Origin of the sequence: Muricauda sp. SCSIO 64092, assembly GCF_023016285.1 — a bacterium.
Classification (GTDB): Bacteria; Bacteroidota; Bacteroidia; order Flavobacteriales; family Flavobacteriaceae; genus Croceivirga.
On the sequence record NZ_CP095413.1, the window covers coordinates 1,047,718 to 1,061,896 of the forward strand.

The following is a 14,179-nucleotide window of genomic DNA, read 5'->3' on the forward strand; positions in this document are numbered from 1 at the left end:
ACATCCGGAAGCCTAGAAGTCCCCTGTGGAAAATTACCAAATTCATGGCACCACTACCCTTTATACGGTTTGTCTTTCGCGACATTAAAATCCACGCATCCTTCGTACTTGCCTGGAATGGGATGGTAATCGAATACTTCGGTCATTACTGTTTTTGAGGTGAAATAACCCGTGATAACCAATTCCTTTAAGAGGGAGAAATAATGGATTTCCGGCTCAAGTTTCCCTTGCTGTTGTTCGTTAAAGGCGACCGCTTCATCCTGCAAGGCTTTTAGTATGTCATACCGACCTTCTTCGTCCAAATCCTCAAAGGGTCTTCCGAAATCGGCAATACTATTGGCATCAATGGAAGTTAGGCCATAAAGGAAGGTATCCCGATCTTCGGGGGACAAACAGGCATTGACCACTTCAACCACATACTTGCCTATTTCCATTTCCTTGGCTCCTGGTTGCCCCTCGGTCTTTGGTAAAATGGTTTCCCCCAGTTCATCCAACAGTGCGATGTCCTTAGCGGACAGACTGCTCCAGATTCTTGGTTCCACCCTACAGGATTGTAACAAAACGGTAGGTGCCATCAAAGTGCAGCCACCTAACAACGTCAACTGCTGTAAAAAACCTTTTCTATCCATGGTGGTCATAGGTTTTGTTTTTTCAGTTCCTTTACAGCGTGGTCCGCGGCCCTTGCCGTAATGGCCATATAGGTCAATGATGGGTTTTGACAGGCACTGGACGTCATGCAGGAACCATCCGTTACAAATACATTCTCACAGCCCCATACCTGATTGTAAGGGTTCAAAACGGATGTTTTTGGGTTTTTACCCATCCTTGCCGTACCCATTTCATGGATATTCAATCCAAAGTTACGGTTCATAGGAATCTCTTCGATATCCTTCAAGTTTGCTTTTTGTAACATCTCAATGGCCGAGTCCACCATATCCTTTTGCATATTCAATTCATTGGTTTTGTACTCCGCATCTATCTCCAGCAAGGGCATATCCCAGTCGTCTTTTTCGGTTTTGCTCAAGCTTACCTTATTTTCATGATAGGGAAGACATTCGCCCATCCCGGTCATCTCTATCTTCCATGGTCCCAGGTTTGTCAAGTCCTTTTTCAGTTCGGTTCCGATCATGGCCTCGCCCTGTTCCGATCCCGGACGTCTTGAACCCCCAACGGAATAGGCATAACCCCTGGAGAAATTGGATTGCCTGTCCTGGCCAAAGTTCCTAAACCGGGGCAGGTAGGTTCCCGTTGGGCGTTTACCAAAGGGGGATTTATCCTCAAAACCTTCCAAAGTGGCTTCTACCCGCGCATTATAGTTGTGATCCATTAAATTGTGGCCCAATTCCCCACTGTCATTGCCCAGACCATTGGGAAAACAAGATGATTTGGAATTCATCAATACCAAGGTGGAATTTAAAGTAGCTGCATTCAAGAAAACTATTTTGGAAAAGAATTCGGTGGTTTCCTTGGTGTTGGTATCGACAATACGCACCCCTTTTGCTTTTTGGGTATTTTCATCATAAATAATGGAATGTACCACGGAAAAGGGGCGAATGGTTAGGTTTCCCGTTTTTTCAGCGGCAGGAAGTGTAGCCGAATTACTGCTAAAATATCCTCCAAAAGGACAGCCCCTGTAACACAGATCCCGATGCTGACACGGGCCCCTTCCCAAATGGGGGCGGGTGAGGTTCGCCGTTCGGGAAATGACCAGATGACGGTCCGTATAATGGGTCTTTAACTGATCCTTAAAATAATCCTCTGCACAGTTCATTTCCATGGGGGGCAAAAACTCCCCATCCGGAATTTGGGGCAATCCATCCCTATTACCGCTAATTCCTGCAAATCTTTCCACATAACTGTACCAAGGCGCAATATCCCGGTACCGAATTGGCCAATCAATGGCGATCCCTTCCCTGGCATTGGCCTCAAAATCCAAATCGCTCCATCGTTGCGTCCAACGTGCCCAAAGCAAGGACTTTCCTCCTACCTGATATCCCCTGATCCAGTCAAACGGCTTTTTCTGAATGTAGGGATGCTCCTTATCCTTTACAAAAAAATGTTCGGTCGCTTGTTCATAGGCATAACACCGACTTAAAATGGGATTTTCCCTGATCTGTTCATAGGTCAATCGATTCCGATAAGGCAATTCCCAAAGGTGTTTTGTAGCCGTAGGATAATCCTTTCGGTGCTCTACCATCCTACCGCGTTCCAAAACCAATGTTTTTAATCCTTTTTCGCACAATTCCTTGGCTGCCCAACCTCCACTTATTCCCGAACCAATGACTATGGCATCATAGGTATGTTGTTCTTTTCCCTTTGCATTAACTTTTAGCGAACTGTATTTCATAGTTTTTGTCAATTCCTATAAGATGGGCCCTAGCTCCAATTAAAAGCCCGTTGTACATATTCCCGACTCTTTTTCCAATCTTCCTTTAAGGGAAATTCGGGCTCAAAATCGTTTGGAAAAGCCAATTCTATTCCCGCCATTCCATGGAACCCTTTTGCCTTCAAAGCCTTTCCTATGGCATTGAAATCAGTGGTTCCCTGCCCAACATATTCCGTCCATTCGCCATTATCGTACTGGTCCCTAATGTGCAGGTACACGAATTTATCGCCATAGGTTAGGATGAATTCAACTGGATCTACGCCGGCCCTGATCAACCAATTGATATCCGAACCCAGTTTGGCTTCCGGAATTCTCTCCAGTGTTCCCTTAAGATCATGTAAATCGTGTTCTACCTCATAGGTATGGTTATGGAGATTGGGCTGAATACCATACGCCTCGCAAAGCCCAATGATTTTCTTTAACAGTTCGGCTTGGTCGTCCAGTTCCAATTCCGTTTTCTTACGACCCATACCGCCAACCGAAATACCAAAAGTCTCCCCGCCCAGCTTGGCCAATCTAGGTACGACCAATTGGATATCCTTCCAAATTTTTGGATGTTGTTGCCTATCGCACATTTGAAATCCAACACCATACGACGAGCCGGATACATTGATACGGTGCCTTTTTGAATATTCGGAAATCCGGGTGACTGCGTCATCTGGACGCAACACCACTTCCATCAGCTCCACTCCATAAAGACCTGCGTAGGACATATCCGAAAAGACCTGCTCCAATATGGGACTGCAGTCCCAATTGGGAGGATAATTGCTGGCATAAATCCAAAGATGGCCACAGAGCTTCACTTTGGTCGTATTGATTTTATCAAAGCCTAAAACAGTTTTGGGGAGCAATAAACTCCCGAGGGATAGGAAAGCGGTATTTTTAATAAAGTTTCGGCGATTGCTATCGTCACGCATTGGGTAGAAATGTTAACTTCCAAAAACGATTGGTTTTGTAAGATAGAAAATAATTCCGACCACAAAGCCAATACTAAAGATCATCTAGGGATAACGCCACTTTTGCCACTTTAAAGTCCAACCTTCACACCCAATATAGGGATAAAATAAAAATACGATTGGATTCTCCTGCGATTAGGTAATAGTAAAATAAACGATTATATTCACTACCGCAAATTAAAATTGAGCTATGGCTCAATGGCAAAAAAAGCCCTATGCGGGCAACAGAACAACCAACTAATTTCTAAACAAAATGAGCGATCAACAACATGAATCCATTCCAACGGAGAGTTATAATTTACCCAAGGTCATCTTTCTGGCATTTGTGGCCGCGATAGGCGGATTTTTATTTGGGTTTGACAGTGGAGTAATAAACGGTACGGTAGATGCCTTACAATCGGCATTCAACTCGGATGCAACAGGTACGGGATTTAATGTTGCCTCGGTACTTTTGGGATGTGTTGTGGGGGCATTTTTTGCTGGCACACTGGCTGACCGGTTCGGGAGAAAACCCATGATGTTGACCGCAGGTGTCCTTTTTATCATTAGCGCATGGGGTTCAGGTATCTCCCAAGGTTCATTGGAATTTGTGATTTATAGATTGATTGGTGGGTTGGCCGTAGGTGCGGCCAGTATATTGGCACCACTTTACATCAGTGAAATTGCACCTTCGAAAATAAGGGGCCGACTGGCCACATTACAGCAACTCATGATTGTAATCGGGCTCTTTATGGCATTTATGAGCAATTATTTACTTGCGGGGTCTTCCGGTAGTGCGGATGCCGAGCTCTGGTGGGGATTTCAAACCTGGTCATGGATGTTTTGGGCAGAAATATTGCCGGCAGCCATATTTGTTCTTGTGCTGATTTTCATCCCTGAATCACCCAGGTATTTGGTCGCTTCCAATCAATCCGAAAAAGCGACCAAAGTGCTTGCTTCCATCAGCAATGCCACTCAAGCGGCCGCCAAGGTGGCAGATATAAAATCTACGGTACGGGAAGACAGCCGTCCCAAACTTAACGACATCATCAGTAAGTATACCGGCAAAATCCACCCATTGGTTTGGATTGGCATTGGCATTGCGGTACTACAACAGCTTACAGGTATAAATGTTATTTTTTATTATGGGGCCACACTTTGGCAAGCCGCAGGATTTGCAGAATCCGATGCTTTACTGACCAATGTCATTAGTGGAAGCGTCAATATATTCTTCACGTTTGTGGCCATAGTCCTGATTGATAAGGTAGGTAGAAAACCTTTGTTATTGGTAGGTTCCATTGGACAGGCCGTAATGTTGGGTGTCCTTGCCTATCTTTTTGGTACGGCAACCGTGGATAGCGCCAATAATCTTATTTTAGAGGGAAATAATGGAACCTATGCCTTATTGGCCGCCAATGCTTACATTGCCTTTTTTGCGGCCTCCTGGGGTCCGGTAATGTGGGTGATGCTGGGAGAAATGTTCCCAAATCAATACAGGGGTGCTGCTTTGGCAGTTTGCGGTATCGCCCAATGGGGATCCAACTTTGCCATAACAATGACCTTCCCCATCATGTTGAACTATTTAGGACTCGGTTTCTCTTATGGCGTTTATGCACTATTTGGTTTTGTAGCCTACTTCTTCGTCAAATCGCTGGTTAAGGAAACCAAGGGGCGAAGCTTGGAGGATATGTCCCGCGAGCAGGAAGAAGAGGAAAAAAGGCAGGCCGTAACAGGGGGGTGACGAAGAAATCAATCTCCCGGAAAGACGGAATATACAAAAGTTGTCAGCTAGGAATTGGAACAATGGATTATCTGAGCTGTTCCAATTCCACGACTTCTTCCATGAATTGAAAGGTCTCCCTTTTAACGGATTCAAGGTCCTTTGAGGTAATGTACGATGTCATCACATGGTCTCCTACATTGGGAAAGGCAACTTTTTCCTTTTTACCTTCAGGAGTCCCTAAAGAATCGAACATTTTTAGCATTGCCCCTACGGAAACCACACTGTCCTGATGGATTTCATCCTTGTAATAGTATCCGAGAAATAACGGTTGTGTTATTTGTTGAAACGTTTCGGGAGTCATGGTTTTATCCATCAATATTTGCAGATGGGTCAACGCCTCCAAACGGTATTTGGTGGTCCAATACTGATTTTTCAAAGCGATATCAGTATCAAATTGATGGTAAGCACTTCCCTTGACCAGCTTTGCCAACTGCAGTCCCCAAGGTTTTGCCAATAGTTTTGCATTGGGGTCAAAAATTTCAATATTGGGCGAATACAAAAGCAAGGCCGAAATATCTGGATCGCCCCCAGCGAGATGTAAAGCCAACGTACCCCCTGTAGAGGTAGCCATCAAAATCACTTTTTCCCCCAATTGCTTCCCGATGGCAATAGCTTCTTTTGCGGATTCCAAAACGGCGTCGGCAGTTAAATTCAACATGGGCTCTTCCTCATGCACACCATGTCCTGCAAGTCTCGGCAAATAAAGATTACAACCAAATCGCTTGGCCGTTTCCCTATGGATGGGGTCGCCCTCTTCCTGACTTGCAGACCAGCCGTGTAGGTACACGATGCTATAGGGCGTCTTGGTGGGAATACTATCGGACCAAATGATCCTAGCCTCGTTGTCAGGTCTTATATTTTTTAGGGACGCTTCCCTTTTTTGGATGATCTGCTCAAGTTGCAATAGATTCGAAGGCACTTCTGGTAACGATTTATCCAAATTTGGTGAATCTACTTTTGGTCCCAAAAAATATAGAATGGCCAGAACACCAACGGTGCCTGCCAAAACCTTCAATACAGTAACCAATGATTTCATACATACTGTTTATTGGCAATCCAAATACTAACTCCTATAGGCTTTCCCCTTCCAATCTTAAGGGCAGGCCCTTTCATGACCGCCGAATTTTACGTAAAATTATACTTTCCTTTATTTTTGTCTAATAAATTTAAACAAAAATTAAACAAATTGTCTAAAATTTATAGTTTCCTCAAAAGCCTTGGACCCGGACTTTTATTTGCCAGTATGGCCATTGGCACATCCCATTTGGTGCTGTCCACCAAAGCTGGCGCGCAGTACGGTTGGATCATGATCGTTCCGATCCTGCTTGCCAATCTTTTGAAGTACCCTTTTTTTGAATTTGGTATTCGCTACACCAATGTCACTAAAAAAAGCCTTATTGAAGGTTATCAAAACCTTGGGAAACGCTACTTGTGGTTATATGCCTTTATTACCCTCATTTCCACTTTTACCATCCTAGCGGCATTGTACATTGTTACGGCGGGGCTTTTTGCCAATCTTTTTAAAATTTCCGGCATTCCTGTCCATATTATTGCTTTGGGATTATTTGCCCTAATTAGTTTGGTACTGATCATTGGACGTTATCGGCTATTGGAGAACTCACTAAAGCTGGTGGTCAGTATACTGTTTGTCTCCCTTTTGATCACCACTGTTCTGGTATTTTATAAAGGTCAGGTTGCCCCTGTTCCGGATTTTACGCCCCCTCCTATTTTTGATGAAGTCGGAGTCCTGTTTTTGATTGGACTTATTGGTTGGATGCCAACAGCGGTGGAGGCTTCTGGATGGGTTAGCCTTTGGGGTATGGAAAAATTAAAATCAATGGATCGACCACCCACCACCAAACAGGCTTTACAGGAATTCAACCTTGGTTATTTTTTGACTACCGCTTTAGCCGTATTCTTTATGGTGATTGGGTGGAAAACCTTATACGGAACCCAAACCGAGTTAAGTGGAAATGCCGTGGTTTTTGCCGATCAGGTAGTCACCCTATTTACGGCACATATAGGAAACTGGTCGTACTTTCTCATTGCCGTAGCGGCATTTGCCACCATGTTCAGTACTTGCATGACCGCCCATGATGCCATAACACGTGTAAGTCTTGATGTTTTGGATAAACTTTTTGATACCCATAGGTTTGGCCAAAACAAAAAGGCGTTTACCCTGGGAGTTTTGACTATGGCCGTAATCAATTGGGTGGTCATTACACTTTTAGGTGCCAATATGGGGAATCTTGTAGCCTTGGCCACATTCGTTTCATTTGTCTTTGCCCCCATTTTGGGTTGGATGAACCATAAAACCATCATCTCCAAAGACGTTCCCCATACGTCCCAACCAGGAAAAACCTTACGAATATTAAGCTATTTGGGCATATTCTTTCTCAGTGCATTTGCACTTTATTATTGCTGGATAAGCTTCTTTTCCTAAAGTTGACTTAGGGCCCGTTTAGGAATTTCAGGCCATTTTTAGTGCGGAAAGAGGCACGACATAGCGAAAGCTATGGGCGAGTTGGGGCGATGGAAAGGCATAGCCATGGTTATGGCCCAAAATTTCAACGATGTGCCGTGCAAAAAAGGACATAAGAAAACAATTGACAAATTCCCAAACAGGCTCTTAATTCTTCAAATTTAAAATTGCCCATAGTTAAAAAAAGAATGGTGAGTACCAAATAACTTCTAAACTCGCCAACATATTTAGTACTGCCCAAAGTTTGAAATGAGAATATCCCCCATAGATGATTCCCTAATAGGATTATGGAATTGAATAGGCTATAATTTATTTTTGATTTTCTATCAGTTTTACTATAAAAACAATCTTTTCATGGGCGATCGAATTCAGCCTTGACAGATTTCTTAATCAGATATTTTCTTTTATTTATCGCATCTTATTTGTTACCTAATACAATCAGAATAAACAAAGCTAAACCAGGGATGATGTCATTATTTATGTGACTGGGATAACTTAAAAATGGTGAATCCAATAATAAAAACATGAACCCTTTTTAAAATAATCGTCAAAGAAAATACCACGTAGGTTGGCAAAAGTTCAAATACTATTGCTAGTTATTAGTCAAAAAAATTTACAAGCAACAGTAATGAAGAAACAACCAATATTAAAAGAAATGACCTATATACTTCTTTGTTCTCCCAAAATGGAAATAATAAAGAAACAAGGGGAGGTTCATTTGACTTGGGCGTATCCATTTGTGAATATAGGAGATAAAATAGATAAACGAGCATACCATTCCTACTTGACAAGAGTAAAGTGCCCAATAAACTAGGTTTTCCTAATTTGATTGCTGATTTGCTTATAATATCACTATCGTATAAATATGGAAAAATAATTATGCTCAATAATAATATGAAAAGCCATAACAAGCCAATACCGTAATGCTTGTTTGGAAATAATATAGCTATAAAAGAAATTGGCAATAAAAAGTATTGTGTAGATAATACCTTACTTCCAATTAAAAAAAATAATAATGTAAGCAGGTAACCTGTACCAATTATTACGGGCTTGGTCGAAGCAATACAAGACGAACTTTTAACTCTTTTGTTAGAAAGAAATTGAAAAATTTTGAAGAAGACCCCCATACAGCCAAAAAAAATTATAAAAAATGATAATTTGGAAATAAAAGGGGAAACTATTGATACAACATTTTGACTTCCAAAGGAAGTTTCCAGTTCGTAAGAAAGTCCAAAAAGACCGATTAATTGTATAATAGTACTATATAAAGATTCTATTTGAATCCCTCGATTACCGTGATAGCCCAAAAAGGAAAAAGCATATGACCCATAAACCCAATAACAAGAACCTAGTATCCCTAAACTAAAAATTATCAAGTACCATAAAGATTTCAATACAAATGTGTATTGTTTAAAACACTTAAAGTCTATTATTCTACAGTCAAAATTAGACAACCAACCTAGAGTCCAAATCGGTAATAACAAAAGAGGGATCAGTTTAAAACAAATACCAATCGAAAGAAAAAATGCAGAAAGCAAAAGGCGTCCTTGAATTTGAAAATAGAAGCACACAGTTATTAGAAAGAGTAGTACCATGTCTAGGCGGTCGTAGATTAAATCAATAAATATGACAGTACTCAACAGGTAAAGAATACCTCCCAAGAATAAGTAAGAGATATAAGTATTTTCGTTTAAGTATAATCTACGAATTATAAGTAATAAAAATGTAAAATTGGCAAAATCAATAAAACAGAGGATTCCACGGTAGCTTTTTATATAGAGGTCCAAATAAGAAGTAAAGGGAAGTGAAGTGTCCCAAATCAGATAATTTGGTGTGTACAAGAAAGCAACAGCCAAAGGAGGATATTCAAGTGAAGTTATATCGTAAATAGTCAGCCCTTTTTCTTTGGCAGTTAAAGATTGATAGCCAATTGTTGCATAGTATTCTATGTCCGATTGTAATGCATGTTTGTTTATAATACAAGTTCTGGTAAGAACAAATGCCAACCCAAGTAAAAGCAAACATTTTTTTTCAGGTGTCAAAGACTTCAAATGGAAATTATATGATTTACATCGGTTAAGGAAATTCAATAGAATCATTTAGTGTATTCCTGTTTTATTATCCTGTCAAACAATTTCTATCCGAGCAAATAGAAAGAAATGAAGTAGTACGCCTTTTACAATTCAAACCCAATAGCCATATCCCAACAAAATTTATTCAAGGACCAATTACTGGATAGGAATTGAGGAAGATTAAAATTCCTTTAAAACCACCAATTTAAAAAATAAAGAATATTAGTAAAATATTAATTCTTACAAATAATAAAAGATTAAACTTACAATTTTTGTAAATTTAATCTTATTTTTTTAAATGGACATTCATCCTCTTTTTCTTAAATATAGGTACTTGATTCTTATTATTTTAGTATCACTGGTTCACTGTCCAACATTGCATAATGATTTTCAAGAGTTTTGGGACGATCAATGGGCCATTACCAACAATCCTTATATTCTAAATCCTACATGGGAGAATATGAACATTTTATTTACTACATTTTATAATGGCCAATATGCTCCACTAAACGTTCTATACTACCTTGGAATTCATCAATTGTTTGGATTTAATCCTGCTATATTTCATCTTTTTTCTTTGCTTTTTCATCTACTAAATGTCTACTTAGTTTATCTAATTGTTTATAAACTGATAAAACAATTAAAAAAAGCGTCTAGCGAAAACGCAAATAAAATCTACGCTTTTTTGGTTGCACTCATTTTCGGTATTCATCCTCTTCAAGTGGAATCTGTCGCTTGGGTTAGTGCGTCAAAAGTTTTACTTTACTCTACTTTTTATCTACTTTCCATATTATTATACATAAGGTATTTGCGTAGCAGAAACCTTTTCCTAATAATGGGTGTTTTCTTTTTATACACCATCAGTATTGGTTTTAAGGAACAGGGAATAGTACTCCCATTAACGCTAATTTTACTAGATTTTTCTTATAACCGTCTTTCGTTAAGAATAGGAAGCATCTCCCCATTTCTTAAAGCTATAGGTGAGAAAATTCCATTTTTTTTAATTGCATTATCCTATTGGATTTTTTCTTCCCAATTTGATGTGGGTAACCTTAGATTGGAAGATGGGTATCCCTTACCGCAAAGAATTCTATTTGGTACCGAGAGTTTGATGGACTACTTATTTCGTTTCCTTGCACCTATTAATTTATATTATTATTATCCTTTTCCCAACAATCAATTTCAATCCTTTATGGATATTCAAATAGTTTTAGATTTCGTTTTAGTCTTAGCAATTTTGGGTTATTTCATAAAGCAATATTATACTGCAAATCGGATCTTAGTATTTGCATTCCTCTTTTTTACCATAAACATTTTTTTGGTTCTTCATGTTATACCAATTCCAAGAACTGTATTAACAGCGGACAGATATATCTATATGGCAATAATAGGACCGTCATTAGCAACTATTTGCATTTTGGATTCGATGATTACTAAGCAGTTCAGTCAATCATCTTTAATTAAAATTTGGATTGCGACAATCACATTCATGGCCTTAGGTCTAAGAACTTTTATCAGAACTATTGATTGGAAAGATTCCAAAAGCTTAAAAATGAGCACACTATATCATAAATATGAACAGCCAACAGAAAATAGAAAAGGGATAAAACCGATTTAGAATATCAATTTTTAAAACATATAAAATCCATTATCCAGAGTTCCTTAAAAACTTGTAATGCATTAAAAAAATCAGAAGCTAAATAACTATGGGTTGTAAAAACTATATGTCTGCTTTAAGCAAAGAAATTGCTTTTTTAAACATATACGCATAACAAGTTAAAAGAGTGCCAGAACAAAACAATGTTAAAAGATTTGAAGAAACTAAAAACCCCACAGTTTCCTAAATATTGAAGCTAATGAAGTGAGTTGGGCTTTGAGTAGAAAACTAATTCCAAAAAAAGCAATTTTTTCTATTAACCATTTTATCTGTTTACTAAATATACTTAATGAAGGTTTTTTGCTTATCGATAATGGGAAAGTTGACCAACGCTTTTAGGAAAATCTGTGGCTATCAAACTTTAAACATAATTCTAATTGAGAAAGGAGGTAAAATGAAGAAAGTAATAAATATTTAAGCCAAAGATGTTGACCCTCAGGGCCAGCCCTGAATCCGATAAAAAATCGAGACAAGTTAAAAAGTACTTAAAAAAAAGACAATTATTTTTAAAACAAATATTATGCCTACAAAAGTGAATAAAATTTTAAACGGTTTCCTGATCATGGTTTTCTTGGCCGCATTTGCAATGAATATCAATATGTCTATTGATGATGGGCCACAATTTGCAACCATAGAAGCGAACGCGTCAAGTTCCTATAAAGGCCCTCTTTGTAGTAACTCTTCTGGAGACACCTATTGCTGCAAAGACAGTTCTGGTGATTGTGGGGCTGGTGCTAGTTGCTCGGATTGCCGATAAATATTTGAATTTAACAGAAAGGTTGCCAACTTGATTTGGCAACCTTTACAAAATGTGGTGCTTTTTTTTAAGCATTTAACTAACTCATGACAATAATCAATTCTTTTAATGAATTAAAGAGTAAATCTTAATTGTTCCAATCGCAAAATCAATACTAGTAAAAATTCGTTTAGTGCGAAATCACTTTATAATTTACAACAAGGGTTTATAGATAAAAAGTATGTGAGTAAATTAAAAGAATCATTCTATGAAGCTAATTAATGGAGTTATATTTTGTTTTCTACTTCTTCTTGCCTGTAAAAAGGACACTAAAATTAACGGAAACAAAATGAATAATAATTTAAATCTCAAATCAATTGAGGTCGACCTTTCTAAAACCAATAGGATTTCCCTTAGTCAATTATATGATAGTATAAATTTGATTCCTCTCGAAACAACCTTTAACAATGTTCTTGACGAAGTACTTAAACTATCTTTTCATAAGGACAAATTTTACTTGCAAACTTCTACAACATTATCAATATATTCTCAAAATGGAAAGTATATTAATTCTATAGATAGTCAAGGAATAGGAGAAGGTAAATATATTAACATATCTGATTTTCATGTTAATAAAGATGAATCTTTAGAGATTTATGACAGTAAATCAAAAAAGATTCTAAAATATAACAAGAGAGGAAACTATATCGATGAAATTAATGCAATATTGGATGGATACTCTTTTGCCAAGTTGAGTGACAGTCTTTATGCTTTATATATAGGGTCTTTAGCCCATAACAGAGACTCTCATTTTAAACTAAATGTCATTAATAAGAAAGAAGAAATTGTAAAAAGATATATCAGAATAAAAGATAATCAAGCTCGATTTATGCATCTTGGTGATTTAAGAAACTTTCAGAGTTTAGAATCCTCGAATTCATTCTTTTATAGCTTTAATGATACAATATATAAGATAACAAATAAGGGAGATGTTTTTCCAAGTTACTATATAGACTTTGGAAATCATAAGTTACCTGAAACTTATCTTAATGAAAATTATGGAAACATTATGGAGTTTTTGGAGCCTCTTAAAAAAACTGATTATGCCTACAGAATAATAGGTTTTTTAGAAACAAACGGTTTTATGGCTTTTGGTTTCATGAATAAAGGTGAGATACCCCACTTCTATTATTCTATCAGTGACAATAAAGGATATCTTGTCAATTCCATAAGTTACGATTTGCTTTTACCTGGACTAGTTATGAAAGCTTCGATTGATAATTTACCCATGGCCGTAAGTGGCAGAAAATCGTATTCGATTATAAATGCCAATACTCTGATTAAAGAAATAGATTCGCTGCGAATGTCAATGAGTACAGTGGAATGGGATAAGTATTCTGAAACAAAAAAAAAAATTGTTTCAATTTATAATAGTATTGACATTGAAGATAATCCCCTGATTATAGAGGGCTATTTAAAACTATAGAAATGAAGAAATACTATTATCCATTTTTGTTCCTTGGTCTTACCTTACTTTATGTCCTTACAATATATAATTACTTTAAAATTAAGAGGATATACGAAAGAAAGGAAGTGCTTTACACTAAACAAATTAATGACCTGAAATCGGTAAAAGCATTATTTAATACTGAAAATCAGCTTAACTTTGAGTCAACTTATAGATTTGGGAATAAATACATTAGCGACGATATCAAGCTCTATCGAGGAAAGAACGAAAAATATTCTTTAGAAGACATTAATAAGAATCCAAAGTTAGTCTATCGGATATCAGATAATGTCTGTGAAATATGCTATGACAATGTTTTAGCTCAGTTAATTGAATTTGAATCTAAAAATCAAAATGAAAATAACATTATCATATTGGTTCCTTTAGATAGAATTCGTGAATTAAAGGTTTATTTAACTAAAAACAATTTAAACATTCCCTATTATGGTATAAAAGAGGATACTCTAGGTATAGGGGTCAGCAAATTCCATCCATATTTTTTCATTTTAGAAAATAATATTGCACAGCATATTTTTGTACCTTCTAAAAATGAGATAAAAAGCACTGAAAAGTATCTTGATATAATTTGGACACGATATTTTTCTTAACGTTGGTTAACTA

10 protein-coding genes are annotated in these 14,179 nt (G+C 37.7%); 5 read left to right on the top strand and 5 right to left on the bottom strand.

Annotated features, from left to right (window positions below):
* Positions 1–53 precede the first annotated feature (53 nt).
* From L0P88_RS04430 to L0P88_RS04440, 3 genes are read right to left on the bottom strand one after another with little or no spacing between them, the layout of a single operon-like run.
* Positions 54–629, bottom strand: coding sequence for a gluconate 2-dehydrogenase subunit 3 family protein (locus tag L0P88_RS04430; protein WP_247133420.1), 576 nt, complete (start codon positions 627–629; stop codon positions 54–56).
* 5 nt (positions 630–634) lie between these two features.
* The gene (locus L0P88_RS04435) at positions 635–2,347 is read right to left on the bottom strand and encodes a GMC oxidoreductase (protein ID WP_247133421.1); all 1,713 of its coding nucleotides are present in this window, start codon (positions 2,345–2,347) and stop codon (positions 635–637) included.
* A gap of 29 nt (positions 2,348–2,376) precedes the next feature.
* Positions 2,377–3,303, bottom strand: a complete 927-nt coding sequence (locus L0P88_RS04440; protein WP_247133422.1) for a sugar phosphate isomerase/epimerase family protein — start codon at positions 3,301–3,303, stop codon at positions 2,377–2,379.
* Between the two features lie 292 nt (positions 3,304–3,595).
* On the opposite strand from L0P88_RS04440, the gene L0P88_RS04445 reads away from it, so the two are divergent.
* Positions 3,596–5,062, top strand: coding sequence for a sugar porter family MFS transporter (locus tag L0P88_RS04445; protein ID WP_158778319.1), 1,467 nt, complete (start codon positions 3,596–3,598; stop codon positions 5,060–5,062).
* A gap of 67 nt (positions 5,063–5,129) precedes the next feature.
* Here the strand turns inward: L0P88_RS04445 and L0P88_RS04450 are convergent, their stop codons facing one another.
* The gene (locus tag L0P88_RS04450) at positions 5,130–6,140 is read right to left on the bottom strand and encodes an alpha/beta hydrolase (protein ID WP_247133423.1); all 1,011 of its coding nucleotides are present in this window, start codon (positions 6,138–6,140) and stop codon (positions 5,130–5,132) included.
* Positions 6,141–6,290: 150 nt separating this feature from the next.
* Between L0P88_RS04450 and L0P88_RS04455 the strand changes: the two genes are divergently transcribed.
* Positions 6,291–7,547, top strand: coding sequence for an NRAMP family divalent metal transporter (locus tag L0P88_RS04455; RefSeq protein ID WP_247133424.1), 1,257 nt, complete (start codon positions 6,291–6,293; stop codon positions 7,545–7,547).
* A 638-nt stretch (positions 7,548–8,185) separates the two neighbouring features.
* Here the strand turns inward: L0P88_RS04455 and L0P88_RS04460 are convergent.
* Positions 8,186–9,637, bottom strand: coding sequence for a hypothetical protein (locus tag L0P88_RS04460; RefSeq protein ID WP_247133425.1), 1,452 nt, complete (start codon positions 9,635–9,637; stop codon positions 8,186–8,188).
* A gap of 355 nt (positions 9,638–9,992) precedes the next feature.
* Between L0P88_RS04460 and L0P88_RS04465 the strand changes: the two genes are divergently transcribed.
* The 3 genes from L0P88_RS04465 (at position 9,993) to L0P88_RS04475 (ending at position 14,166) form a co-directional block, all read left to right on the top strand.
* Positions 9,993–11,276, top strand: coding sequence for a hypothetical protein (locus tag L0P88_RS04465; RefSeq protein ID WP_247133426.1), 1,284 nt, complete (start codon positions 9,993–9,995; stop codon positions 11,274–11,276).
* Positions 11,277–12,319: 1,043 nt separating this feature from the next.
* A complete protein-coding gene (locus L0P88_RS04470) occupies positions 12,320–13,537 on the top strand; it encodes a 6-bladed beta-propeller (protein ID WP_247133427.1) in 1,218 nt (405 codons plus the stop codon).
* Positions 13,538–13,539: 2 nt separating this feature from the next.
* A complete protein-coding gene (locus tag L0P88_RS04475; RefSeq protein WP_247133428.1) occupies positions 13,540–14,166 on the top strand; it encodes a hypothetical protein in 627 nt (208 codons plus the stop codon).
* The last annotated feature ends 13 nt before the right edge of the window (positions 14,167–14,179 follow it).

What these genes read in the sequence shown, in the direction of transcription:
- L0P88_RS04440 (WP_247133422.1), bottom strand. Translation starts at nt 3,303, where the DNA reads ATGCGTGACGATAGCAATCGCCGAAACTTTATTAAAAATACCGCTTTC.
- L0P88_RS04445 (WP_158778319.1), top strand. Translation starts at nt 3,596, where the DNA reads ATGAGCGATCAACAACATGAATCCATTCCAACGGAGAGTTATAATTTA.
- L0P88_RS04435 (WP_247133421.1), bottom strand. Translation starts at nt 2,347, where the DNA reads ATGAAATACAGTTCGCTAAAAGTTAATGCAAAGGGAAAAGAACAACAT.
- L0P88_RS04475 (WP_247133428.1), top strand. Translation starts at nt 13,540, where the DNA reads ATGAAGAAATACTATTATCCATTTTTGTTCCTTGGTCTTACCTTACTT.
- L0P88_RS04450 (WP_247133423.1), bottom strand. Translation starts at nt 6,140, where the DNA reads ATGAAATCATTGGTTACTGTATTGAAGGTTTTGGCAGGCACCGTTGGT.
- L0P88_RS04470 (WP_247133427.1), top strand. Translation starts at nt 12,320, where the DNA reads ATGAAGCTAATTAATGGAGTTATATTTTGTTTTCTACTTCTTCTTGCC.
- L0P88_RS04430 (WP_247133420.1), bottom strand. Translation starts at nt 629, where the DNA reads ATGGATAGAAAAGGTTTTTTACAGCAGTTGACGTTGTTAGGTGGCTGC.